Consider the following 25,615-nt stretch of genomic DNA (forward strand, 5'->3'; position numbering starts at 1 on the left):
GGTCGAACGGGCGGATGCCGCCGCGGATTCCGCACGGTTGGCCTGTCCGAATTCGGCGTTTTTGTGCGGGGTTCCCGATTGACCGGCGCAACATCGGCGCTAGGGGGCGGATATGGGCGGACACCAACTGCAAAACGACATGACGCTGCACGGTTTTCTGGCGGCTGCGGCGGCGCGCCATCCACAGGCCTGCGCCATCTTCGTGCCGGCCGGCAAGGGCCGCGATATCGACCAGGCGATCAGCTATGCCGATCTCGCCGCGCAAAGCGACATTCTGGCGCACGCGATCCTGGCGCGCCTGCCGGCCGCTGCGCCCGGCGGCGAACTGGTCGTGGCGCTGCACCTGCCGCGCACCTCGCCACTGCTCTATCTGGCGCAACTGGCCGTGCTCAAGGCCGGATGTGCGTTCACCTGCCTCGATCCCTCGTTCCCCGATGGCCGCGTCGTCGATATCCTGGAAGACGCGCAGCCCGCGCTGATCCTGGCCGAACCGGCCGCCCTGGAACGGCTGGCGGGCCTGGCCCATGGCGCCTGCGCGGTGCATGATCCGGCGCAATTGCTGGCCCAAGCGCCTGCTGGCGGTGCGGCTCTGCCCCAGGTCGGCCCGGCGCAGCTGGCCTATCTGATCTATACCTCGGGCACCACGGGCAAACCCAAGGGGGTGATGATCGAGCATCGCCAGATCGCCAATCTGGTCGCGTCCGATCTGGCCGAATTTGCGCTGGGGCCGGGAGACCGAGTGGTCCAGGGCTCGTCGGTCGCCTATGACAGTTCGATCGAGGAAATCTGGCTGGCACTGGCCAGTGGCGCTACGCTGCTGGTGATGGATGATGCGGCCGCGCGGCTGGGGCCAGACATTGTCGCCTGGCTGGCCGATCATCGCGCCAGCGTGTTCTGCCCGCCGCCAACCCTGCTGCGCAGCAGTGGCTGCAGCAATCCCCAGGCGGCGCTGCCTGATCTCAAGCTGCTCTATGTCGGTGGGGAAGCCTTGCCGGCCGATATCGCCGCGCTGTGGGCGCAGGGGCGGCGGCTGGTCAATGGCTATGGCCCGACCGAATGCGCGGTCACCTGTCTGCGCGGCGATATCGTGCCGGGTGGGCCGATCACCATCGGCCGCCCCGTGCCGGGCATGCACGCCTATGTGCTCGACGATGCGCTGGACGATGTGGCTGAGGGCGCGCAGGGCGAGTTGTGCATCGGCGGCGCCGGGGTGGCGCGCGGCTATCGCCATCGCCCCGATCTGACGGCCGAGAAGTTCATCGATCATCCGCGCCACGGGCGGCTCTATCGCACCGGCGACCTGGTGCACCGCGACGAGACCGGCAACCTGTTCTATCACGGGCGCATCGATGCCCAGGTCAAGATCCGCGGCTATCGCGTGGAACTGGGCGAGATCGAGGCGCAGCTTGCCGCACTGCCCGGCGTGCGCGCGGCCGGAGCCACGGTGCAGGATCGCGGCGGCGTGCCCGAACTCGTCGCCTATGTCGTGCCGGTCGATCCCGCCGCACCGCCCCTGGGGGATACGTTGCGCCAGGCGCTGGCCGCCAGCCTGCCGCCCTACATGGTCCCGCGCCAGATCGGCCTGATCGCGGCACTGCCCACCACCGTGGGGGGCAAGCTTGACCGCAAGGCGCTGCCGCCGATGAACCTTGCGGCCCAGCGCAGCGGGCCGGGCCGCGAGGAAGAGGCGCTGGTCCTGCCCGAGGGCGAGCTGGAGGCATTGATCGCCCGCGCGATGGCCGATGTGCTCAAGCGCCCCGATGGCGTTTCGGTCACTGCCGATTTCTTCGAAGGGCTGGGCGGGGATTCGCTCAGCGCGGCGATGCTGGTTACTCTGCTGCGCGAAGACTGGCGCACCGATTGGGTGACGGTCAGCGACATCTATGATGCGCGCACCGTGCGGGCCCTGGCCCTGCGCGCGCCCGAACCGGCCGAAACCATTGCCGATGCGGCGCTGCCGCTGCTGCGCGAAGGCGTGGCGCGCCCGCTGCTGGCGAATCTGGTGCAGGGCGGCTGGCTGGCGATGACGGTGCTGGTGGCGGCCTGGGCTTCCTGGTTCGCCGCGTTCCGCGTGGCGCCGCTGGCCTTTGCGCACCTGGGCCTGGCCACGCTGGTGCTGGTGGCGCCGCTGATCGGCCTGGCCGGGTTCCTGGTCTATCTGCCGGTGTCGGTGGCCTTTGCCGTGGCGGTCAAGTGGCTGGCGATCGGCCGTTATCGCCCGGTGCGCGCGCCGGTGTGGAGCGCCTATTACCTGCGCCACTGGATGGTGATGCAGGCGGTGCGGCTGATCCCCTGGCCGCTGCTGGCCGGGACGGAACTCAACAACGCGATCCTGCGCCTGCTCGGCGCGCGGATTGGGCAGCGCGTGCATATTCACCGCAACGTCGATCTGCGCCGGGGCGGCTGGGATTTGCTCGACCTGGGCGATGATGTCGCGCTGGGGCAGGGCGCCCACCTGGGCCTGGTCGAACTCGATCGCGGCGATATCGTGGTGGCGCCGATCACCCTGGAGACCGGCGCTGCATTGATGGTGCGCGCCGGGGTGGAAGGCCCGGCGCGGATGGGCGCAGGCAGTGTGCTGACAGCGCTTTCCGTGCTCAATGCCGGCGGCACGGTGCCGGCGGGCGAAGTGTGGGACGGCGTACCGGCACAGCGCGTGGGCGTGGCGCCGCCGCCTCCGGTGATCACGCGCGCCGCCACGCGGCTCGGGCCCTGGCGCCATGGCCTGCTGCTGCTTCTCGGGCAGGGGCTGTTCACCGCGCTGGCCGCGCTGCCGGGGGAGTTGCTGCTGCTGGGCTTGTGCCTGGGCGGCGAAGTGAGCGCCAAGGCGATCTGGCACTGGATGGCAGCGCCCTCGCTCGATGGGCGGGTGATTGCGGCGCTGCTCGCCACCACGGTCCTTGCCGTGCCGCTCAACGTCTTCTGGTCGGCAGTCCTGCTGCGCGCGATGGGCCGCGTGCGGCCCGGCGTGATCGACCGCTGGAGCCTTGGCTACATCCGCCTGTGGATCAAGGCCGGCGCGGTCTTTGCCGCCGGAGAATGGCTGTCAGGCACCTTGATGTATAAACATTGGCTGCGCCTGGCGGGCATGAAGCTGGGCGACAAGTGCGAGATCAGCACGATCTTTGACGTCACCCCCGAACTCGTCAGCATCGGCGCGGAAACCTTCTTTGCCGATGGCATCTATCTCGGCGGGGCGGAACTCCGCCAGGGCACGGTGCGGGTCGCGCCGATTCGCCTTGGCCGCAATACCTTCCTGGGCAATCACGCGGTGATCCCGGCGGGCGAGACTTTGCCCGATGACATCCTGATCGGCATTTCCACCGTTGCCGATGCCACCTGCATCGCGCGCGGCCAGTCGCGCTTTGGCCACCCCAGTTTCGATCTGCCGCGCCGCCAGGTGGTGGAGGCCGATCGCAGCGTGACGCACGATCCCTCGCTGATCCGCCAGGCCAATCGCTGGTTTTGGGAACTGGCGCGCTTTTTCCTGCCGGTGGTGCCGCTGGTGCTGGGCGCCCTGTGGTTCGCCGCGATCGGTGCGGCTGCGGCGCGTGGGGCCAGCCTGGCACTGATGACCTGGGTGGTGGTGCCCGGTGCCACGCTGGTCACGATGGTGGCGCTGTGCCTGGTGGTGATGGTCCTCAAGTGGGGCCTGATCGGCCGGGTGCGGCCTGGCCAGCACGCGCTGTGGTCGTGCTGGTGCAGCCGCTGGGATTTCGTCTACGTGGCCTGGGCGCGCTATGCCAATTTCATCCTGCAACAGCTGGAAGGCACGTTCCTGCTGCTGGTCTACCTGCGGCTGATGGGCCTCAAGATCGGGCGCCGCGCCGTGCTCGGGCCGCTGTTTGCCCAAGTCGTTGATCCCGATATGATCGAGATCGGCGATGGCGCCACGGTCCACGCCAATTTCCAGGCCCACACGTTCGAGGATCGCGTGCTCAAGGTGGACAAGGTGCGGATCGGCACCGGCGCCACCGTGCACGCCGGCACCGTGCCGCTCTATGGCGCGGTGATCGATTCGGGCACCCGCGTGCTGGGCGGCAGCGTGGTGATGAAGCACGAACACCTGCGTCCTGGCCTTGCCTATCAGGGCGTTCCAGTGCGCGTGGTTGGCTGAAAACCGCAGAAAACCGGCGCTAAACCAGCGCGCGCTGCCGGGCGCCTATTGCTGGCATGTGTCTGCTTACCTGCCGGGCTGACAGAGTTTGCTGCAAGCGCCCGCTATTTGGCGCGCGAACAACTGCCAATTTGGATGAAATATTACACGAAAAACTGCGCCTCGATGGCCAAATTCAGTTTGCGATCAGTTTGATAACGTAAAAGTTTACCAATTGGAAATTGGCCGCCCGTAACCTCCTGTGCGTGGAGGGCGGATATGGTCGATGATCGTACCAGCAGTGCCAACGCGACATGCCATCGCGCTGCGGCCGGATCGGGCCACGGCGCAACGGCGGCGCGCACGCTCGCTGCCATCTGGCCCGCCGCCGTCCTGATGCTGGCCGGCGTGGCTGGCCTGGCCTGGGCCTCCGTCCCGCCGATCCAGCCGGGTGACCAGGTGGTGGTCATTGCTCCGCCCGGCACTCCACAGATGCAGACTTTGGCCATGGTTGTCGGCGCGCAAGGCGCGCTGGTGGCACCGGGCCGCTTTGCCAATATCGCTATCGCCACGTCCCCCCGTGTGGATTTTCCTGCCGCACTGCGCCGAGAAGGGGCCTGGTTCGTATTCGCTTCGCCACGTTTGGCGGGCTGCCTCGGCGCTGCCAAGGAAGAAACGGCCCTATGACGATCCCCCCATCGCCGCGTTTCGTGCCCACTGCGTTATCCGCTCCCATGGTTGCGGCCGTGCCGCTACCGGCCACTGAACTTGATGACGTGCGCCACCGCTTCGGCCATTTCCTGGTCTATCTGCTGTGGGCGCACGTGCCGCTGCTGGCGGTCGTCGCCTGGCTGGCGGGCCAGTCGCCGATCGGGGCGGGCGTTGCCGGCGGCGTTCTGGCGCTGGCCTACCACCTGATGTGGTGGCGCCACGGCATTGCCCGGTCCACGCGCTATCTTTCCGCCGTGGCGCTGGTGGGAGAGCCGGCGCTGCTGCTGTTCCTGATGCAGGGCCACGCCTGGCAGATGGACATGCACATGTACTTCTTTGCCATGCTGGCGCTGACCATTGCCTGGTGCGACCGCGGCGCCATCCTGATGGCGGCCACGGCCACGGCGCTGCATCACCTCGTGCTGCTCTATGCCTTGCCCTATGCGGTCTTTCCCGGCGAGGGCAACATTGCCCGCGTGCTGCTTCACGCCGTGATCGTTGCATTCCAGACCGCGGTGCTGGTCTGGCTCAGCGACCGGCTGGTCGAATCCGTGCAGCGTGTCACCGCCATGGGCGAGGAAATCCGCGCCAAGAACCTGGCGCTGGAAGAACGCACCCGCGAGGCCGAGGATGCCACGCGCGCCAAGAGCATGTTCCTGGCCAACATGAGCCACGAAATCCGCACGCCGATGAACGCCATCCTGGGCTTTTGCCACCTGGCGCAGCGCACCGCGCTCAATCCCCGGCAACAGGTCTATGTCGCGCGGATTGCCGATGCTGGCGCCTCGCTGCTGCGCCTGATCAACGACATTCTCGATTATTCCAAGAACGAGGCAGGCAAGCTCACGCTTGAGGCGCGGCCGTTCGATGTGCGCGCCACGGTGGAGCACCAGGCCCAGATGCTCAATCTCGATGCAGAGGCCAAGGGTGTGGCGCTGCGCGTTACCGTCGGCCCGCGCGTGCCGCAGATGGTGGTGGGCGATGAACTGCGCTTTGGCCAGGTCTTGCTCAACCTGCTCAGCAATGCGGTCAAGTTCACCGAAAAGGGCGTGGTCATGGTCGGCGTCGATCTGGTGGCGACGGGAGAGGGCACCGTCACCCTGGAATGCACCGTGCGCGATACCGGCATCGGCATGACCGCCGAAGCGCGCGACGCGCTGTTCACCTCGTTCACCCAGGCCGACAGTTCGATGACCCGGCGCTTTGGTGGCACCGGGCTGGGCCTGGCCATCTCGCGCCAGATTGTTGAGCAGATGGGCGGCGGCATCACGGTGGAAAGCACGCCCGGCATGGGCAGCGTGTTTACCTTCCGCGTGGTGATGGGCGATGCCGGCACGCTGGCGCGCGCCGGGCTGCTGCCGCCGCCGGGCCTGGCGGGCCTGCGCGTGCTTGCTGCCGATGACAATGCCGCCTCGCGCCAGATCGTGCACGAATTGTTGACCGGGTGGAGCATGGCGGTCGATCTCGTTGCCTCGGGCGAGGAAGCCCTGGCAGCGATCGATGCAGCGGCCGCCGCCGGGCGTCCGTTCGATCTTGTCCTGCTCGACTGGAAGATGCCGGGCTTGAGCGGGATGGACACGGTCAAGGCCATGCGCACCCGCGTGCCGAATGGGCGCCTGCCGGCAACACTGCTGGTGACGGCCTATGGCGCCGACGAGTTCCTGGGGTCGGTCGATCGCGCCGATGTCGATGCGTTTCTGACCAAGCCGCTGCAACCACGCGCGCTGATCGAAACGCTGTGCGATCTGTTCCCCGAACGGGCCGAACGTGCACCTGCCAAGGGCCTTGCTGCCACGCCTGCGCCGGCCGTAGTGGCAGACGCTGTGGCCGAAGCACCGCGCCTGCCACAGCGCTTGCGCGGCCTGCGCGTGCTTTTGGCGGAAGACAACGAGATCAACCGCGAAATCGCCATGGAACTGCTCGGCGATGCCGGGCTCGAGGTGGACTGCGCTGAAAACGGCCGCATCGCCTGCGCCATGGTGGCGGCGCAGAACGGGGCCTATGCCGCTGTGCTGATGGATGTGCAGATGCCCGAGATGGACGGCATCGAAGCCACCGCGCGCATTCGCCGCACCTGGAAAGCCGATGCCTTGCCGATCATCGCGATGACCGCGCACGCCTATGACGAAGAACGCCAGCGCTGCCTCGATGCCGGCATGAACGATCACATCGCCAAGCCGGTCGATCCCGCGCTGCTGGTGCGCACACTGGAACGCTGGCTGCGCCAGCCCGATGCCGCGCCTGCCGGCGCAGGGGCGGGCCAGGGGGCCGATGCCGCCTGGACCGGCCCTATCGCCAACGATGCTGGAGCCAACGATGCGGCCGGCGCGTCCGAGGCGGTCTTGCCCGATCACCTGCCGCCCTTCGGCATTCCTGCGGCCCTGGCGCGGGTTAATGGCAAGCGCACGCTGTTGCTCAAGCTGATCGGCGATTTCGGCGATATCTATGCCGCCACGCCCGGTGCGCTGACCAGCCTGGTGGACGAAGGCCGCCTGGCCGAGGCGCGGCGCCTGGCCCATTCGCTCAAGGGCGTGGCCGGTTCGCTCGAACTGCCGCAGGTCCAGGCCGTGGCCGCGCGCATCGAGCGCTTGCTGGCCGCCGAACAGACCTTTGGCCTCGACCGCGAGATTGCCCTGCTGGCCCGCGAACTGGCCCCGGCGATCGAGGCGGCGCGCAGCCTGGCGCCACCGCTTCCGGCTCATGTCCCGTCGATCACGGAGGCAGATGGCTCGTGCGCAGATGCCGGCGCCGTTGCCCAGGCGCGCGACGGGCTGATCGATCTGGTGCAGCGGCGCAGCCTGGCGGCGCGGGCTGCCTTTGTCGTCTATGCTGATGCGCTGGGCCTGCCCGAGCCGGCGCGCCAGGGCCATCCGGTGCGCCAGGCGCTGGAACGGCTCGACTATGGCCGCGCGCTGGCCCTGCTCGAAGCAGAAGGCAGCCTTGCCGATGATGCGCCGATACAGGGGGCCGTTGCCTAATGGGCCAGGCGCTTCCCCCCTTGTCGCGGCGCGGTCTGGTGATGATCGTCGACGATGAAATCGCCAATATCGAGATCATCAATGCCGTGCTCGAAGACGAATACGACGTCTGCTTTGCCCTGTCGGGGCAAGAGGCGCTCGATCTGGCGCGCACCGCGCAGCCCGATCTCATCCTGCTCGATGTGCTGATGCCGGGCATGGATGGCTTTGCCGTCTGTGCCGCGCTCAAGCAGGATGCCACGCTGACCGATGTGCCGGTGATCTTCACCACCGGCCTGGGGGACAGCGAGGACGAGATGCGCGGTCTGTCGCTGGGCGCGATCGACTATGTGACCAAGCCGGTGCAGCCGCCGATCCTGCGCGCGCGGGTGGCCAATCATGTTGAACTCAAGCGCCTGCGCGACCAACTGGCGCAGATGGCGGTGACCGATGCGCTCACCGGCTTGTCCAATCGCCGGCACCTGGAACGCACGCTGGAGGTGGAGACCGCGCGGCTGGCGCGGCAGCAGGAATGGCTGTCGGTGGTCATGCTCGATATCGACTTCTTCAAGCAGTTCAACGATGCCTATGGCCACCCGGCCGGCGACCGCTGCATTGCCATGGTCGCCGCCGCGCTCACCCGCGCGGTGCGCCGTGCGACCGATCTTTCGGCCCGCTATGGCGGGGAAGAGTTCGTCTGCGTGCTGCCCGGCGCAGACCTGGCCACGGCCCAATCCGTTGCGGCCGAGATCGGGCGCCAGGTGCGCCAGCTGGGTATTCCGCACGCGCGATCGGGCGTGGATGCGTTCGTCACGGTCAGCATCGGCATCGCCAGTGCGCGCAGCGTCGCCGGGGCCAAGCCGCAGGAGTGGATCGATATGGCCGATGCGCAGCTCTATCGCAGCAAGAGCGAGGGCCGCAATCGCATCACCGCGACCGTGTTCGAACATGGCCTGCCCGGGCATGGTCAACCCGCGGGCAACGATCGCGCGGCCTATCCGACCGCGCAACTTGGCCTTCGCGCCACAGGCTGATCGCCGCGGCGCGGGCGGCGCACTGTCCAGGCCGCGCTTGCCCGCTGCTTTCCCGGCAGGCTGATCTCGTTTCATTGCCCTTTGTCACGGCTGGCAACGCCGGGCGCTTGACAAAGTGAACGTTCACGCGCATGCGTCACCACAGTTGAGAACGTTCACAAGCCGGACGCAAAGCGCCGGGTGAAAACGGGGAGAGGGATCTGATGAGCACACGTTGCCATTCTTTGCGCGCGCGCCTGGTGCTGGGGGCTTCGGTCATGGCCGTGGGCCTGGCAGCCAATCCGGCCTGGGCGCAGGACGCCGCCAGCGCGGCATCGGCCGCCCAGCCGGCCGCCAATCCGCAAGCTGCCACCGAAACGCCGGAAAACGCCATCGTCGTCACCGGCATCCGTGCCAGCCTTTCGGCCGCTGCCAATATCAAGCGCAGCGCCCAGGGCGTGGTCGATGCGATTTCGGCCGAAGACATGGGCAAGTTCCCCGACACCAACCTGGCCGAATCGCTTCAGCGCATCACCGGGGTGTCGATCGACCGTTCCAACGGTGAAGGCTCTACCGTTACCGTTCGTGGCTTTGGCCCCGAATTCAACCTGGTGCTGCTCAACGGCCGGCAGATGCCCACGTCCAGCCTGGGCGATGGCGCCAGCGCGCCGTCGACGCGCAGCTTCGATTTTGCCAACCTGGCGTCCGAAGGCGTGGCTGGGGTCGAAGTCTACAAGTCCGGCCGGGCCACGCTGCCCACCGGCGGCATCGGTTCGACGATCAATATCAAGACCCCGCGCCCGCTCGATCGGCCCGGCCTGCATGGCAGCCTGGCGATCAAGGGCATGATCGATACCTCGCGCAACGAAGGCAGCCCGATCACGCCCGAAGTGTCGGGTATCATCAGCGACACCTTTGCCGATGGCAAGGTGGGCGTGCTGGTCACCGGCGTGTGGCAAAAGCGCAAGGCGAGCAACAACCAGGCCAATGTCGGCTGGCGCGATGGCTATCTGGGCTCGGAAAACAACTGGGGCTCGCTGCCGCAGCAGGGCGATCCGCGCTATGCCAACATCGTCAACCGGCCCGGCCCCAACGATGTCTATCAGGTGCCGCAGAACGCCAGCTATGACATTACCGACATCGATCGCGAGCGCATCAACGGCCAGCTCGTGCTGCAATTGCGCCCCACCGATACGCTGACCGCCACGTTCGACTATACCTATTCCCAGAACACCGTGCGCGCGCGCACCAACAGCGTGGGCATCTGGTTCAACTTCAACGACGTTTCCAGCCAGTGGACCGATGGCCCGGTGGCCGGCCCGGTGTTCTATGCCGAACACTTCGGCGCCAACGAAGGCAAGGACCTGTCGTATAGCGCGGCGCTTACCGAAAACCGCTCGATCAACCGCTCGATCGGCGGCAACCTCAAGTGGGACGGCATCGATCGCCTGACGCTGGAGTTGGACGCGCATCATTCGACGGCCGAATCCAAGCCCAACAATCCCTATGGCACCAGCGTGTCGGTGGGCTCTGCGGTGTTCGGCATCGCCAACCAGAAGATCGATTTTACCCACGATCTGCCGGTCATTTCGGTGGGCATGAACCCGGGCATCGATGCGCTCGATCCGGCCAATATCACGCCCACGGGCAATGCCTTCCGCAACGCCTATTTCCGTGACGAGATCAACGAGGCGCGGCTTTCGGGCCAGTTCAAGTTCGACAGCGGGGTGATCGACAGCCTCGATTTTGGCGCGGACTACACCGAGAACAAGGTGCGTTCGGCCTATGGCTATATCCAGCATGATACCTGGGGTGGCTCGCTGCCGGCCAGCCAGACGCCTGATGACCTGTTCAGCCTGGTTTCGGTGCCGGACAAGTTCAAGGGCGTTTCGGGCGCCAACGATCCCAACATCATCAAGCAGTTCTACAGCTTCAACTTCGAGAAGATGGTGAGCCTGCTCGATAGCAAGAACCAGATCTGCGGCGGCACCGGCAACTGCCTGGCGCCTTACACCGTCGATCGCCGCATCAAGGAACGCACGATCGCGCCTTATGTGCAGCTGAACACCAAGTTCGACCTGCTCGGCCGCGAGGCGCATTTCCGTGCTGGCCTGCGCTATGAAAACACCCGCGTCACCTCGTCGGCGCTGGTGCCGGTGCCCACCGGCACGCAGTGGGTCTCGGCCAACGAATTCGGCCTGATCTATGGCGGTGACAGCGCGTTCACTACCTTTGCCGGCAGCTATGACAACTTCCTGCCCGCGTTCGACTTTGACATGCAGCCCGCGCGCAACGTCAAGTTCCGTGCGTCCTACAGCCACACCATCACCCGGGCCGATTATGCCAGCCTCCAGGGTGGCCGCACGCTGGACCAACTGTTCCGCATCGGCGGTGGCACCGGCAGCCAGGGCAATCCGGGCCTGATGCCCTACAAGTCGAAGAACATCGATGTCAGCCTCGAATGGTATTACGCGCCGACGAGCTATGTCTCGGTGGGCTTCTTCCACAAGGGCGTGTCGAACTTCATCTCGTCGGCCCGCGTCGACAGCCCGGCCTTCGGCCTGACCAACCCGGCCAATGGCCCGCGCTATCAGGCGGCGATTTCCGCGCTGGGCGCTGATGCCAGCACGGCGGCGATCCGCAACTACATCTTCACCCATTACCCTGAAAGCTCGCAGATCACCGGCACCGATGCCACCGGCAATCTGACGGGCAACATCTTTGGCACGCCTCAGGATGCGGCGGTCAATTTCCAGATCGCCACGCCGGTCAATTCCTCGCAGACCGCCACGCTCTATGGCTGGGAATTTGCCATCCAGCACTCGTTCTGGAACACCGGTTTCGGCGCGATCCTGAACTATACGATCGTGCGCGGCGATGCGACCTACGACAACACCAAGCCGTCGAGCGTCACGCAGTTCGCGCTGACCGGCCTGTCTGATAGTGCCAACGCGGTGCTGTTCTATGACAAGCACGGGCTGCAGGCGCGCGTTGCCTACAACTGGCGCGCGCAGTTCCTCTCTGGCACGGGGCCCAACCCCTATTATGTCGAGCCCTATGGCCAGGTCGATGCCAGCGCCAGCTGGGAATTCCGCAAGGGCTTCACCGTCTTTGCCGATGCCATCAACCTGACCAACCAGGGCCGTCGCGGGCACCTGCGGTCTGACAACAACGTGTTCTTCGCCTCCAGCGGCTATGCCCGCTATTCGGCAGGTTTCCGCGTCAACTTCTGACGCGGCCCTCCCCATCCGGCCGGGCGACACTGCCCGTCAGCCCGGCCGGATGGCCCTCTTTTCAACGCACTTGCCTGTGGCAGTGGGCGATGAAACAAGGGGGCAGGATTGGAAGAGCCACAAGAGAGAGGACGCCCGCACCGTGACCAGCAGCAGCAACCACGCCCTGCTCGACAATGCCAGCCATCGCGATCTTGCCGTGGTCACCACCGCCGGGGCGCAATGGGGCGACGGGGTAATGGGATGCCTGGTCGTGCCATCGGAATTTCGCGCAGTTGCGGCGCACTATCCCATAGTGTTCCGCCGCGATGGGCAGACCGGGCGTTTTGCCGCGCTGGCCCTGTTCGGTTTTGACCACGGCGAAAACCTGTTCCTGGCCGGCGACCGCTGGGACGCGGCCTACGTGCCTTTGGCCCACGCCGTGCAGCCGTTCCTGATCGGCCGCACCCGCGATGCCGATGAAGTGCCCCAGGTCCATATCGATCTTGCCCATGCCCGCGTGGGAGCGCCCGGTGGGCAGCGCCTGTTCGATGATGCCGGTGCCCCCACGCCCTATCTTGCCGCCAAGGCAGAGCAACTGGGCGCGCTCGACGCTGGCTGGCGCGCCACGCCGGCGTTTCTCGCCGCGCTCGAACACCATGGCCTGCTCGAACCCTTTACGCTCGATGTGCCCCTGGCCGAAGGCTCCACCCGCAGCCTGGTGGGCTATCACATCATTGCCGAAGATCGCCTGGCCGCGCTCGACGGCGCGGCGCTGGGCGAACTCAACGCCCAGGGCTATCTGCTGCCGATCTACATGGCCGTGGCCGCGCTTGGGCGCTTTGCCGATCTGATGGCGCGCCTTGGCCGTGCCTGAAGGCCTTCCTTGCGTGGCAGAGGTGGCGCTGGCCGATCATGGCGGCGCTCTCGATGCCGTGCTGGCCGCCGCCACAACGCCATGCGTCGTGCGCGGCCTGGCGGCGCATTGGCCGCTGGTGCGGGCCGGGCGCGACAGCGCCACGGCGGCGCGCGCCCACCTTGCCAGCCATGCCCGGCCACGCGCCTTCACCGTGTCGCTGGCCCCGCCGCAAGCCGGCGGGCGCCTGTTCTATGACCAGGCGATGCAGGTCAATTTCCAGACCGTGCAGGAACCGCTCGATGCCATCTGGGCGCGCTTTGCCGCGGCCGAACAGGCGGCAGACGGGCGCGCGATCTACATGGGATCGATCGATATTCCCGGCTGGTTCGAAGGATTGGACGAGGCCAATCCGATGCCGCTGGAGGCAGGGCTGCCGGCTGCACAGAATGCGCTGGCCAGCGTGTGGATCGGCACCGCCAGCCGCGTTGCCGCGCACAACGATTTTCCCCACAACCTGGCGGTCTGCGCCGTGGGGCAGCGGCGCTTTACGCTGTTTCCGCCCGACCAGTTCGCCAATCTCTATCTCGGCCCTTTGGACAACACCCCGGCCGGCCGCGCCGTCAGCATGGTCGATCCCGATGCGCCCGATCTGCTGCGCCATCCCGGCTATGCCACCGCGCTGGCCCATGCCCAGGTGGCCGATCTGGCGCCGGGCGATGCACTGTTCATTCCCAGTGGCTGGTATCACGCGGTCGATGCGCTGGCGCCGTTCAACATGCTGGTCAACTATTGGTGGCGCGACACGCCGCGCTGGCTGGGCCAGCCGCAAGACGCGCTGATCCATGCGATCCTGGCCATCCGCGATCTGCCAGCGGCAGAGCGCGCGCAGTGGCACGCCCTGTTCGATCACTATGCCTTTTCCGGTGGAGAGGCCGCGCGGGCTCATCTGCCGCCCGCCGGGCAGGGCATTCTCGCCCCGCTCGATGCCGCTGCCGCCGGGCGCATCCGTGCCTTCCTGCTCAGGAGCCTCAGCCGATGACCGATAGACCCTTGCGTATCGTCGTGGCCGGTGGCGGCACCGCCGGATGGATGACCGCCGCCGCGCTGGCGCGTACGCTGGGCCCGGTCGCCATCGTCACCCTGGTGGAAAGCGAGGCGATCGGCACGGTGGGCGTGGGCGAAAGCACGATTCCGCCGCTGGTCGCCTACAACCGCCTGCTCAATATTGCCGAGGCCGATTTCATGCGTGCCACCTCGGCCACGTTCAAGCTGGGCATCGCGTTCGAAAACTGGAAGGCGCCGGGCGAAAGCTATTTCCATTCGTTTGGCGGCACCGGGCGCGATCACTGGAGCGCCGGGTTCCAGCATTTCTGGCTGCACGGGCTCTCGCGCGGGCATGCCGCCCCCTATGGCGACTATTGCCTGGAACTGATGGCGGCCCAGGCCGGGCGCTTTGCTCATTTGCCCGATGGGCGGATGAACTATGCCTATCAGCTCGATTCCGGGCGCTATGCCGCGTTCCTGCGCCGCCTGGCCGAGGGCGACGGCGCCACCCGGATCGAAGGACGCATCGCCCGTGTCGAACTGGACGGCGACAGCGGGGAAATCGCTGCGCTGCACCTGGACGGTGATCGCCGCGTGGACGGCGATCTCTTTGTCGATTGCACCGGTTTCCGCGCGCTGCTGATCGAAGGCGCGCTGCACGCCGGCTTTGACGATTGGACGCATTGGCTGCCATGCGATCGCGCCATCGCCGTGCAAACCGCCAGTGTGCGCCCGCCCGTGCCCTATACCCGCGCCATTGCCCACGATGCCGGCTGGCAATGGCGCATCCCGTTGCAGCATCGCCAGGGCAACGGCATCGTCTGGTGCAGCCGCTATCTCGATGAAGACCAGGCGCTCGACCGCCTGCTGTCGAGCGTGGAAGGGCAGGTCCTGACCGAGCCCAACCGCATCCGCTTCACCACCGGGGCACGGCGCCGGCAGTGGGTGAAGAACTGCGTGGCGGTGGGCCTGTCGGGCGGGTTCATGGAGCCGCTCGAATCCACCTCGATCCACCTGATCCAGCGCGCGGTGCTGCGCCTGTTGCGGCTGCTGCCCGTGGCCGCGCGGCCCGATCCAGCCGATATTGCCGAATTCAACGAACAGCAGTGGGCCGACATGGTCCAGATCCGCGATTTCCTGATCCTGCACTACAAGGCCACCGAGCGGCGCGACAGCCCGTTCTGGCGCCACTGCGCGGGGATGGAGGTGCCGGAAAGCCTGTCGCATCGGATGGATCTGTTCGCCCGCACCGGCCGGGTGTTCCGCAAGAATGAGGAACTGTTCGCCGAAAACAGCTGGGTGCAGGTGATGATGGGGCAGGGCATCACGCCGGCCGCCTATCATCCCGTCGCGGCCAAGCTGCGCGATGATGAACTGGAACGGCTGCTTGCTAGCCTCCGCCGCGAAGTGGCCGATACCGTACAGGGCCTGCCCGGGCACGCCGCCTATGTCGATCACTATTGCGGCGCGCGCACCGGGGCTGCTGCATGAGCCTGGCGCTTGTCCTGCTGGCCGCCGGTGCTGCCGCCACCACGCCGGCAAACGCCGCACCATTGCCACCGGGGCCCGGCTGGCACCTGGTCTGGGCTGACGAGTTTAACGGCACCGGCATCGATCCCACGCGCTGGACGCTGGCTGATGATTGCTGGGGCGGCGGCAACCAGGAACGGCAGTGCTATACGCCGCGCGCCAGCAATGCCCATGTCGCCCACGGCCAACTGGTGATTACCGCGCGCAAGGAAGCCTGGCGCGGCCCCACCTATCCGCAAGACTTGCGCGACAGCGCGGAAAAGGCGGCGGCGCGGGCTGAAAAGCCGTTCACCTCGGCCCGGCTCAGCACCAAGGGCAAGGCGGCGTGGCGCTATGGCCGGGTGGAAGTCCGCGCCAAGCTGCCTGGCGGGCAGGGCAGTTGGCCGGCAATCTGGATGCTGCCGGCCCACGATCGCTATGGCCACTGGGCCGCCTCGGGCGAGATCGACATTCTGGAAACCGTCAACCTCGGCGTGCCTTGCGCAGGCTGTACCTCAGGGCGCGAAGACCATGCCCTGGGCACGATCCATTTCGGCGGCGTGCCCCCGGCCAATCGCCATGTCGGATCGGAAACCCCGATCCCGGCCCCGGTCGATGGCTATCATGTCTATGCCGTGGATTGGGCGCCGGGCGCCATCACCTGGAGCATCGACGGCGTGCCCTATGAAACCCGCCATGCCGGCGAATGGTCCACCACCGGCAGCGCCGATCCCCTGGCGCCGTTCGATCAGCCGTTCTACCTCGTGCTCAACCTTGCCATTGGCGGCGGCCTGCCCGAAAGCCGCAACGGCGGCGGGGTGGACAGCAGCGGCTTTCCGCGCACGATGATGGTGGATTGGGTTCATGTCTGGCAAAGCGATGCCGCTGCGGCTGCCCCCGCCGCCGCGCAGTAAAGGATAGCAGCAGGATGGCGCGCCGCCGTCAGACCGTGACGATCAAGCATGTCGCCGCCGATGCCGGGGTCTCGCTGCAGACCGTCAGCCGGGTGATCAACAACGAACCCAACGTGCGCCCCGAAATGCAGGAGCGCGTGCGCGAGGCGATTGCCCGCCTGGGCTATGTCCCCTCGATCGCGGCCCAGCGGATGAGCGGCTCGCGCTCGTACCTGATCCTGGCGCTCAACGATCGCACGCGCACCATCGCCGATTGGCGCGCACGCCAGGGCAGCGACTGGGTGGACCAGATGCTGCTGGGCGGCATGCTCAAGTGTGCCGAACACGGCTATCGCATGATCTTCGAACTGGTCGATACCCACAACGACCATGTCGAGCGCGAACTGCTGGCCGCGATCGCCGCGTTGCAGCCCGATGGCGTGGTCCTGACCCCGCCCCATTCCGACAACCCGCTGATCGTGGGCGTGCTGACGCGCCAGGGCATCCCGTTTGCGCGCATCGGTTCGCTGGGGCAGGGCGGGGGTATCCCGTTGATCATGGATGACGAAGGTTCGGCACGAAAGGCCACGCAGGCGCTGATCGATCTGGGCCATCGCCGTATCGGCTTCATCGCCGGCGACGCGGAATACAGCCTCAGCCATTGGCGCGTGGAAGGTTGGCGCGCGGCGATGGCCGAGGCCGGCCTGCCCACGCAGGGCCTTTTGGCGCAAAGCGATTTCAGCTTTGCCATGGGCGCACAGGCGGCGCGCGACCTGCTGGGCCAGGCGCAGGCGCCCACCGCGATCATCGCCAGCAACGACCAGACCGCGCTGGCCAGCCTTGATGTCGCCCATGCGCTGGGCCTGGCCGTGCCCGATGACCTCTCGCTGATCAGCTTCGACAATACCCCGGTGGTGCGCTTTGCCCGTCCGGCGTTGAGCGCGGTGGATCAACCGGTGGCGGAGACCGTGGCGCGCGCGGTCGATCTGATCATCGCCGCGCAGCGCGATGGCACGGTGCCCGATGGCCCGGTGGTCGTGCCCGCAGGCCTGGTGATGCGCGAATCCGTGGCGGTGGCGCCGCGTGGCTGAGGCGGCCATCCCGGTGGCCGGCCAACACCCCGGCCCGGGCCACGGCGATTGGCCGTTCCTGCTGTGTTATGCCTTGGCCTGGGCCGGGGCAGTGGCCGGCTATGGCCCGCTACTCACGCTGCTGCTGCCGCTGCGCGTGGCAGAGCTGGCCGGGCCAGCTGCCGTGCCGTGGCTCGCCACGCTGACGTTCATCGGCGCGGTCTCGGCCAGCCTCACCAATATCGCCTGGGGCTGGGCCAGCGATCGCACCGCCAATCGCCGGGGCTGGGTGGCGGCCGGGTTGGTGCTGTCGTGCGCGTTGCTGCTGGCCATGCCGCTGGCGACCACGCTGCCGGCGCTGATCATGGTCGTGGTGGCGTGGCAGGCGGCGCTCAACATGGTGCTGGGTCCGTTGGCCGCCTGGGCGGGCGATTGTGTGCCCGATCGCCACAAGGGCGTGCTCGGTGGCCTGCTCGCCTTTGCCCCGGCGTGGTCGGGCACGATGGGTGCGCTGGTCACCTTGCCCGGCCTCCATGCCGGGCCGGGCGTGGGGTTTGCCACGCGGGTAAGCGTGCTGGCGGTGATCGTTGCCCTGTCCATCCTGCCGCTGCTGCTGATCAGCCCACGAATGACCCCACTGCCGGAACCGGCGCCGCTGCCCGATCCTGGCGCGCCGCCGCGTGCGCTGCCGGTGCGGCGCATGTGGCTGGCGCGGCTGCTGGTGCAACTGGCCGAAGCCACGCTGTTTGCTTTCATTGCCTATTGGTTCCTGGCGATCGATCCCACCATGCATGCGGCCACCATGGCGCGCATCTATGGCCTGCTGCTGGCGCTGTCGGTGCCGCTGGCGCTGGTGGTCGGGCATTGGGCCGATCGCCGCGCCCGTCCCTGGCGTCCGCTGGCCGCGCTGGCGGGCCTGGTCGCAGTGGGGCTGGTGATCATGGCCCTGGCGCCGGGCAGGGCAGTGGCGCTGGCCGGCTATGCCCTGTTCGCCCTGGCTATGGCCGTGTTCCTGGCGCTCCATGCGGGGCAGACGCTGCGCGTACTGCCCCGGCCGGATCGGCGCGGACGCGATCTTGGGCTGTTCAACCTGACCAACACGTTTCCCTCGCTGATCGTGCCGTGGCTGGCGGTGGGCCTGGTGCCCACGCTCGGCTTTGGCGCGCTGTTCCTGGTCCTGGCGGCTTGCGCTGGGCTGGCGGCACTTTTGCTGCTGTCCATCCGCCAGGCCTGAAGCACCACACAAGCAGTTGATCTGGCCGGCCTGCCGTGTCAGAAACCGAAATTGAGAACGTTCACAAGCAATCTGCCCGAGAGGATAAGACATGACCCTGCGCCGCCTGTTGCTGGCCGCATCCGGCCTGATGGCCCTGACCCAGCCGGTGCTGGCTGCCGATGGCCCGGGCGCGGCCCAGGCCGACCGCGCCACGGCCCATCCCGCGCAATGGCCCGCTGCGCACAGCCCGGCCGCGATCACCGATCCGGCGACAGAGGCGCAGATCACCGCGCTTATGGCGCGGATGACGCTGGCGCAAAAGGTTGGTCAGATGATCCAGGCTGATATCAGCGCGATCACCCCGGCCGATCTGCAGCGCTATCCGCTCGGCTCGATCCTCGCTGGCGGGAACAGCGGGCCTTATGGCAACGAGCGTGCGGGCGGGGCCGACTGGGCGCGCCTGGTGGGCGAATATCGCGCCGCCTCGGCCAAGTCCGGGGCGGGCATCCCGATCATCTTCGGCGTCGATGCCGTCCATGGGCACAGCAATTTGCCCGGCGCCACGATCTTTCCACACAACATCGGCCTGGGCGCGATGCACGATCCTGCCCTCGTGCAGAAGATCGGCGCCGCCACCGCCGCCGAAATCGCCGCCACCGGCATCGAATGGACGTTTGCCCCCACGCTCGCCGTGCCGCAGGATCTGCGCTGGGGCCGCAGCTATGAAGGTTATGCCGCCGATCCCGCACTGGTTGCGGCCTATGCCCGGGCGATGGTGCTGGGCCTGCAAGGCCCGCTGCATGCCGGGCAGGCGGTGGACGCCACCCATGTGGCGGCCACGGCCAAGCACTTCCTGGCCGATGGCGGCACGTTCGAGGGCAAGGACCAGGGCGACGCGCGCATCACCGAGGCGCAACTGGTGGCCACCCATGCCCAGGGCTATCCCGCCGCGATCGATGCCGGCGCGCTCACCGTCATGGCCAGCTTTTCCAGCTGGAACGGGGTGAAGAACCACGGCAACCGCTCGCTGCTGACCGGCGTGCTCAAGGGCCGCATGGGCTTTGGCGGGTTCGTGGTCGGCGATTGGAACGGCCATGGCCAGGTCGAAGGCTGCACCGTCACGGCCTGCGCGGCCAGCTTCAACGCCGGGCTGGACATGGCGATGGCGCCCGACAGCTGGAAGGGCCTGTTCGACAGTACCCTGGCCCAGGCCCAGCAGGGCACGATTTCGCAGGCGCGCATCGATGATGCCGTGCGCCGCATCCTGCGCGTCAAGTTCAAGCTCGGCCTGATGGGCCCGGCGCCGGTGGCGCGCGGCGATGCCGCCGGGCTGGGCGCCCCCGCGCATCCTGCCATCGCGCGCGAGGCGGTGGCCAAGTCTTTGGTGCTGCTTAAGAACAATGGTGGGCTGCTGCCCCTCAAGCCCGGGGCGCGGGTTCTGGTGGCAGGGCCAGGGGCAGACAGCATGGCGATGCAGGCCGGCGGCTGGACCATCACCTGGCAGGGCACCGATACCACGGCGGCCGATTTCCCCCACGGGCAGACCATCGGCCGCGCCCTGGCCGATGCGCTGGGGCAGGCCGGTGGCCAGGCCACGCTGGCGCCCGATGGCCAGTTTACGCAAAAGCCCGATGTCGCCGTGGTCGTCTATGGCGAGGCGCCCTACGCCGAATTCCAGGGGGACGTGGCCAACCTCGCGTTCCGGCCGCGCAATGGCGAGGATGCGCTGATCGCCCGCCTCAAGGCGCAAGGCATTCCGGTAGTTTCGGTATTCCTGTCCGGTCGGCCGCTGTTTGCCGGGCCGCTGATCAACGCCTCTGACGCGTTTGTCGCGGCCTGGCTGCCGGGCACCCAGGGCGCCGGCGTGGCCGATGTGCTGGTCGCCGGGCGCGATGGCAAGCCGGCGCGCGATTTTGCCGGCACGCTGCCGTTTCCCTGGCCCGCCGATGCCCGTTCGCCGGTGACCAAGCCGCTGTTTCCGGCAGGCTTTGGCCTGACCTATGCCCATCCCGCGCCGCTGGGCCGGGTGAACGAAGATCCGCGCGTCGATCTTTCGGCCGCGGCCAGCGACAACCTGTGGTTCAACCGCGGACAGGCGCCATCGCCCTGGCACCTCGGGCTCGACAATGCCGTCACTTCGCGCTCGATTGATCTGACGGCGCAGGAAGACGCGCGCCAGTTCACCTGGGCCGCGCCCGGTGCCCTGGCGATCGACGGTCCGCCGGTCGATCTCACCCGCCAGGCCGACGAAGGCTTTGAAGTTCGGCTCGATTGGCGAATCGATGCGCTGCCGGCCGGGCCGATCAAGGTTTCCGTTGGCACGGGCAGCCTGGATGTGGCATCGCTCCTGCGTCTTGCGCCGCAGGGGGCCGTCACCCAGACACGAATTCCGTTGCGCTGTTTTGCTCAGGTCGGGGCCGATCTCAAGAAGGTTGGAACGCCGCTTCGCATCACGGCGCCGCAGGGATTTGTCGTGACGCTCCGCAATGCGCGCGTCGAGGCAACTGGAAGCGTCGCTGCCTGTCCGACCCAAGGATAAAGCAGCGTTAGGAGAGAAATCACAATGGCCCTTGCCCCCGATCTTGCTGCGGGCACCCATCCCGATGGCCCCGACGGAGCCGCCCATATCGATGCCCCGCAGCTGCAGGTCTTCGTCATTGGGCTGTTCTTCATCTTCGGCGGGATCACGTCGCTCAACGACGTGATCATTCCCAAGCTCAAGGAGCTTTTCACGCTGAACTACACCCAGGCCATGCTGGTGCAGTTCTGCTTCTTTACCGCTTATGCCGTGATCGGCATTCCCGGTGCCCGCCTGGTCAAGCGCATCGGCTATATGCGCGGCGCGGTGGTCGGCCTCTTGACGATGATGGCCGGCTGCCTGCTGTTCATCCCCGCCTCGCAAAGCGCCACCTATGGCGTGTTCCTGCTGGCGCTGTTCGTGCTGGCGAGCGGCGTGGTGGTGGTCCAGGTCGTGGCCAACCCGCTGATTTCGCTGCTCGGGCCCGCACGCACGGCTTCCAGCCGGTTGACCTTTGCGCAAGGTTTCAATTCGCTGGGCACCACGCTGTTTCCCTGGTTCGGCGCCGCGCTGATCCTGGGCAGCCTGGCCAAGGTTTCGGCCGCCGATCTCACGGGCCCGGCGCTCGATGCCTATCGCACGGCGGAAAGCGGCGCGATCGTGAAGGGCTATATCGGCCTGGCCGTCGCCCTTGCCGTGGTTGCTGCCGTGGTGTGGTCGTTCCGCAACCGCCTGCCGGCTGAAAAGCATGCCGAAAGCGCCGGCCTTGCCGGGCTCGACCTGCTCAAGCGTCCGCGCTTCGGCTTTGGCGCGCTGTGCATCTTCCTCTATGTCGGTGCCGAAGTCTCGATCGGCTCGCTGATCGTCAACTATCTGCGCCAGGCGCATGTCATGGGCTTGGAAGAAGCTGCCGCCGGTAAGCTGATCAGCGTCTACTGGGGCGGGGCGATGATCGGCCGCTTCATCGGCTCGGCCGTGCTGCGCAAGGTTTCGCCGGGCAAGGCGCTCGCCTGCAACGCTATCCTTGCCATCGCGTTGATAGCGCTGTCTACCCACACCAACGGCCTGCTTTCGGGCTACAGCCTGCTTGCCATCGGCTTGATGAACTCGATCATGTTCCCCACGATCTTCAGCCTCGCCTGCGAAAAGCTGGGATCGCGCGCGGCCGATGGTTCGGGCATCATCAACGTGGCGATCTTTGGTGGCGCGGTGCTGCCGCTGCTGACCGGCGGCGTTGCCGACGTGACGCACAGCCTGGCGCTGGCCCTGGTCATTCCGGCGGTCTGCTATGCCGTGATCGCCAGCTATGGCTGGTATGCGCGGCGCCCGGTGGCGTGATCGCGCCAGCCTGACAAACCTGCCAGTTGCATGCACTGCCAAGGGGCGCGACCATCAGGTCGTGCCCCTTTTTTTGCACAACCGATGCGACCAAAAAGGCATTTGTGCCGCTACCGGCGCTGGGCCATGGTGCCCGCCAAACAGAAACACCGCGTTTAGATGCGGGAGCAGGAGCGCCCTTGATGTCTCAGGCTTTTGCCCTGACCGAAGACCAGCTTGCCATCCAGGACATGACACGCCGGTTCACCGCCGATGAGATTACCCCCCATGCCGCGCGCTGGGATGAAGAGCATATTTTCCCGCGCGAGGTGATCCGCGCCACTGGCGAACTGGGCCTGGGCGGCATCTATGTGTCCGAAGCCGGCGGCGGGGTGGGCCTCGGCCGCCTCGAAGCGGCCCTGGTGTTCGAGGCGATGTCCTATGGCTGCCCCACCACGGCCGCGTTCCTGTCGATCCACAACATGGCCGCCTGGATGCTCGACAGCTATGGGCCAGACGCGCTCAAGGCCCAGCACCTGCCCGGCCTCCTGGCGATGGACAAGTTGGGCTCCTATTGCCTGACCGAGCCTGGCTCCGGGTCCGATGCCGCAGCGCTCGCCACCACGGCGCGGCGCGATGGCGATGATTATGTGATCAATGGAACGAAGCAGTTCATTTCCGGCAGCGGGGTGAACGATATCTACCTGATCATGGTGCGCACCGGTGAGGACGGCCCGCGCGGCATTTCTTGCGTGCTGGTGGAAAAGGACACACCGGGCCTTTCCTTCGGCGCACCCGAACGCAAGCTGGGCTGGAATGCCTCGCCCACCGCGCAGGTGATCCTGGAAAACGTGCGCGTGCCGGTCACCAACCGTTTGGGCGCGGAGGGCGAAGGCTTCCGCATCGCCATGGCCGGGCTCGACGGCGGGCGGCTCAATATCGGTGCCTGCTCGCTGGGCGGGGCGCAGCGCTGCCTGGATGAAGCCATCGCTTATGTGAAGGAACGCCGCCAATTCGGCCGCGCCGTGGCCGAATTCCAGAATACCCAGTTCGTGCTGGCCGACATGGCCACCGAACTGGAAGCCGCACGCGCGCTGCTCTATCTGGCCGCAGCTAAGGTTACCGCCGGCGCGCCCGACAAGACGCGCTTTTCCGCCATGGCCAAGCGCTTTGCCACCGATACCGGCTCGGCCGTGGTCGATCGCGCGCTGCAACTGTTTGGCGGCTATGGCTATCTGCGCGATTACCCGATCGAGCGGTTCTGGCGCGACCTGCGCGTGCACCGCATCCTGGAAGGAACCAACGAAGTCATGCGCCTGATCGTCGGCCGGGACCTGCTGCAATGACCCCTGATGTGATCGTGCGCCGCGATGGCGCGGCCGGCATCCTCTCGCTCAACCGCCCGCGCGCCATCCATGCGCTGACCCTGCCGATGGTCAGGGCGATGACCGATGCCTTGCTCGCCTGGCAGGATGATCCGGCGATCACCGCTGTGATTATCGATCATGCCGTCGCCCCCGATGGCGATCCCAAGCTGTCGCGCGGGTTCTGTGCCGGGGGCGACATCGCCCTGCTGCGCGGCTCTGCGCTGGAAGACGGCGGCGCGGCGGGGCGTGATTTCTTCTTTCACGAATACCGCCTTAACCACCTGCTGTTCACCTATGCCAAGCCGGTGGTGGCTTTCATGGATGGCATCACCATGGGCGGGGGCGTGGGCATCTCGCAGCCGGCGCGCTGGCGTGTGGCCACGGCCAAGACGCGGCTGGCCATGCCCGAAACCGGGATCGGCCTGTTTCCTGACGTGGGCGGTGGCTGGTATCTGTCGCGCCTGGAAGGGCGGCTGGGCCAATACCTGGCGCTGACCGGGGCGCGGCTCGATGGCGCGGAATGCCTGTGGGCCGGGCTTGCCACGCACTATCTGGATGACAGCGCGCTGGCGAAGGCTAAGGCGCAGATCGCCGCTGGCGAGAGCGTTGGCGCTGCGCTCGATGCGCTGTCGGCCACGCCCGGGCCGGCGCCGATTGCGGCCCATGCCGACGATATCGCGCGCCATTTCATCCATGACAGCCTGGCTGACACGCTGGCTTCGCTGGCCCGCGATCCCGGCAGTTTCGCCCAGGCGACGCTGGCCACACTCGCCACGCGGTCGCCGTTTTCCTGCGCGGTCTCGCTGCTGCAGCTCGCCACCAGCCTGGCCCTGCCCGATTTTGCCGCGAACATGGCGATGGAATACCGCATCGGCGGCCGCATGATCGTGCGGCCCGATTTTGCCGAGGGCGTGCGCGCGGTGATCGTTGACAAGGACAATGCCCCGCGCTGGAACCCGGCCAGCGCCGCTGACGTGGCGCCCGCCGAACTCGACGCGATCTTTGCGCCCCTGCCGCATCAAGAGGAATGGACCCCGCTATGAGCTTTGAAACGATCCTGGTCGAAACCCAGGGGCCGGTCACGCTAATCACGCTCAACCGCCCGCAGGCCCTCAATGCGTTGAGCAGCCAGGTTCTGGCCGATCTGATCGCTGCCTTCGCCGCGTTCGAGGCCGACCCGGCTCAGCGCTGCGCGGTGCTGACCGGCAGCGGCGACAAGGCCTTTGCCGCCGGCGCCGATATCAAGGAAATGGCCGACAAGCCGGCAGCGGCTTTCTATGCCGAAGACTTTTTCGAAGGCTGGACGAGCAAGCTGGTCAAGGCCACGCGCAAGCCGTGGATCGCGGCGGTCAACGGCTTTGCCCTGGGCGGCGGTTGCGAACTGGCGATGATGGCCGATTTCATCATCGCCAGCGACAATGCCAAGTTCGGCCAGCCGGAAATCAAGCTGGGTGTGGCACCGGGCATGGGCGGTTCGCAGCGCCTGGCCCGCGCCGTGGGCAAGGCTAAGGCGATGGACATGTGCCTGACCGGGCGCATGATGGACGCGGCCGAGGCTGAACGCGGCGGCCTGGTTAGCCGCGTGGTGCCCCATGCCGATCTCATGGCCGAAGCGCTCAAGACTGCGCAGGCGATTGCCGGCATGCCCCCGCTGGCGGCGATGATGAACAAGGAAATGGTCAACCTGGCGTTCGAAACCACGCTCGACCAGGGTCTCCTGGCCGAACGCCGCATGTTCCAGGTGCTCACCGCCACGCAGGACAAGGCCGAAGGCATGGCTGCCTTCGTGGAAAAGCGTCCTGCCAACTGGCAGGGCCGCTGAACCTAACGAAA

Annotated in this window: 16 protein-coding genes; all 16 read left to right on the forward strand. The window is 67.1% G+C overall.

Features of this window, described 5'->3' with window-relative positions:
- The first annotated feature begins 112 nt into the window (after positions 1-112).
- The 16 genes from C8K14_RS11095 to C8K14_RS11170 all read left to right on the forward strand — a co-directional run bounded on the left by C8K14_RS11095 (position 113) and on the right by C8K14_RS11170 (position 25,604).
- Positions 113-4,117, forward strand: a complete 4,005-nt coding sequence (locus tag C8K14_RS11095; protein ID WP_107716719.1) for a non-ribosomal peptide synthetase — start codon at positions 113-115, stop codon at positions 4,115-4,117.
- A gap of 258 nt (positions 4,118-4,375) precedes the next feature.
- Positions 4,376-4,783, forward strand: coding sequence for a hypothetical protein (locus tag C8K14_RS11100; RefSeq protein WP_107716720.1), 408 nt, complete (start codon positions 4,376-4,378; stop codon positions 4,781-4,783).
- A 47-nt stretch (positions 4,784-4,830) separates the two neighbouring features.
- Positions 4,831-7,785 (forward strand): hybrid sensor histidine kinase/response regulator, encoded by a 2,955-nt coding sequence (locus C8K14_RS11105; protein WP_107716721.1) that lies wholly within the window; start codon positions 4,831-4,833, stop codon positions 7,783-7,785.
- Positions 7,786-7,805: 20 nt separating this feature from the next.
- Positions 7,806-8,798 carry a diguanylate cyclase gene (locus C8K14_RS11110; protein ID WP_231627541.1) on the forward strand — a complete coding sequence of 331 codons (993 nt, stop codon included), beginning with the start codon at positions 7,806-7,808 and terminating at the stop codon, positions 8,796-8,798.
- 203 nt (positions 8,799-9,001) lie between these two features.
- Positions 9,002-12,010, forward strand: a complete 3,009-nt coding sequence (locus C8K14_RS11115; protein WP_233251037.1) for a TonB-dependent receptor — start codon at positions 9,002-9,004, stop codon at positions 12,008-12,010.
- Positions 12,011-12,152: 142 nt separating this feature from the next.
- Complete coding sequence (locus C8K14_RS11120; RefSeq protein WP_233251038.1) at positions 12,153-12,866, forward strand: SapC family protein; 714 nt, start codon at positions 12,153-12,155, stop codon at positions 12,864-12,866.
- The gene (locus C8K14_RS11125; RefSeq protein WP_233251039.1) at positions 12,859-13,887 is read left to right on the forward strand and encodes a cupin-like domain-containing protein; all 1,029 of its coding nucleotides are present in this window, start codon (positions 12,859-12,861) and stop codon (positions 13,885-13,887) included. The genes C8K14_RS11120 and C8K14_RS11125 overlap by 8 nt, the downstream gene beginning before the upstream one ends.
- A complete protein-coding gene (locus C8K14_RS11130; RefSeq protein ID WP_107716724.1) occupies positions 13,884-15,383 on the forward strand; it encodes a tryptophan halogenase family protein in 1,500 nt (499 codons plus the stop codon). Before C8K14_RS11125 ends, C8K14_RS11130 begins: the two co-directional genes overlap by 4 nt.
- Positions 15,380-16,315 carry a family 16 glycosylhydrolase gene (locus C8K14_RS11135; protein ID WP_107716725.1) on the forward strand — a complete coding sequence of 312 codons (936 nt, stop codon included), beginning with the start codon at positions 15,380-15,382 and terminating at the stop codon, positions 16,313-16,315. Before C8K14_RS11130 ends, C8K14_RS11135 begins: the two co-directional genes overlap by 4 nt.
- Positions 16,316-16,329: 14 nt before the next feature.
- Positions 16,330-17,385 (forward strand): LacI family DNA-binding transcriptional regulator, encoded by a 1,056-nt coding sequence (locus C8K14_RS11140; protein WP_062787211.1) that lies wholly within the window; start codon positions 16,330-16,332, stop codon positions 17,383-17,385.
- Positions 17,378-18,598 (forward strand): MFS transporter, encoded by a 1,221-nt coding sequence (locus C8K14_RS11145; RefSeq protein WP_233251040.1) that lies wholly within the window; start codon positions 17,378-17,380, stop codon positions 18,596-18,598. Before C8K14_RS11140 ends, C8K14_RS11145 begins: the two co-directional genes overlap by 8 nt.
- Positions 18,599-18,689: 91 nt before the next feature.
- Positions 18,690-21,119: a glycoside hydrolase family 3 protein gene (locus tag C8K14_RS11150; RefSeq protein WP_107716726.1), complete on the forward strand. Its 2,430-nt coding sequence runs from the start codon at positions 18,690-18,692 to the stop codon at positions 21,117-21,119.
- 24 nt (positions 21,120-21,143) lie between these two features.
- A complete protein-coding gene (locus C8K14_RS11155; protein ID WP_022674925.1) occupies positions 21,144-22,436 on the forward strand; it encodes a sugar MFS transporter in 1,293 nt (430 codons plus the stop codon).
- Positions 22,437-22,618: 182 nt separating this feature from the next.
- Positions 22,619-23,761, forward strand: coding sequence for an acyl-CoA dehydrogenase family protein (locus tag C8K14_RS11160; RefSeq protein ID WP_107716727.1), 1,143 nt, complete (start codon positions 22,619-22,621; stop codon positions 23,759-23,761).
- A complete protein-coding gene (locus C8K14_RS11165) occupies positions 23,758-24,825 on the forward strand; it encodes an enoyl-CoA hydratase/isomerase family protein (protein ID WP_107716728.1) in 1,068 nt (355 codons plus the stop codon). Before C8K14_RS11160 ends, C8K14_RS11165 begins: the two co-directional genes overlap by 4 nt.
- Positions 24,822-25,604: an enoyl-CoA hydratase-related protein gene (locus C8K14_RS11170; protein ID WP_022674928.1), complete on the forward strand. Its 783-nt coding sequence runs from the start codon at positions 24,822-24,824 to the stop codon at positions 25,602-25,604. The genes C8K14_RS11165 and C8K14_RS11170 overlap by 4 nt, the downstream gene beginning before the upstream one ends.
- Positions 25,605-25,615 lie beyond the last annotated feature (11 nt).

Origin of the sequence: Novosphingobium sp. GV079 (genome assembly GCF_003058045.1) — a bacterium.
Taxonomy (GTDB): Bacteria; Pseudomonadota; Alphaproteobacteria; order Sphingomonadales; family Sphingomonadaceae; genus Novosphingobium; species Novosphingobium capsulatum.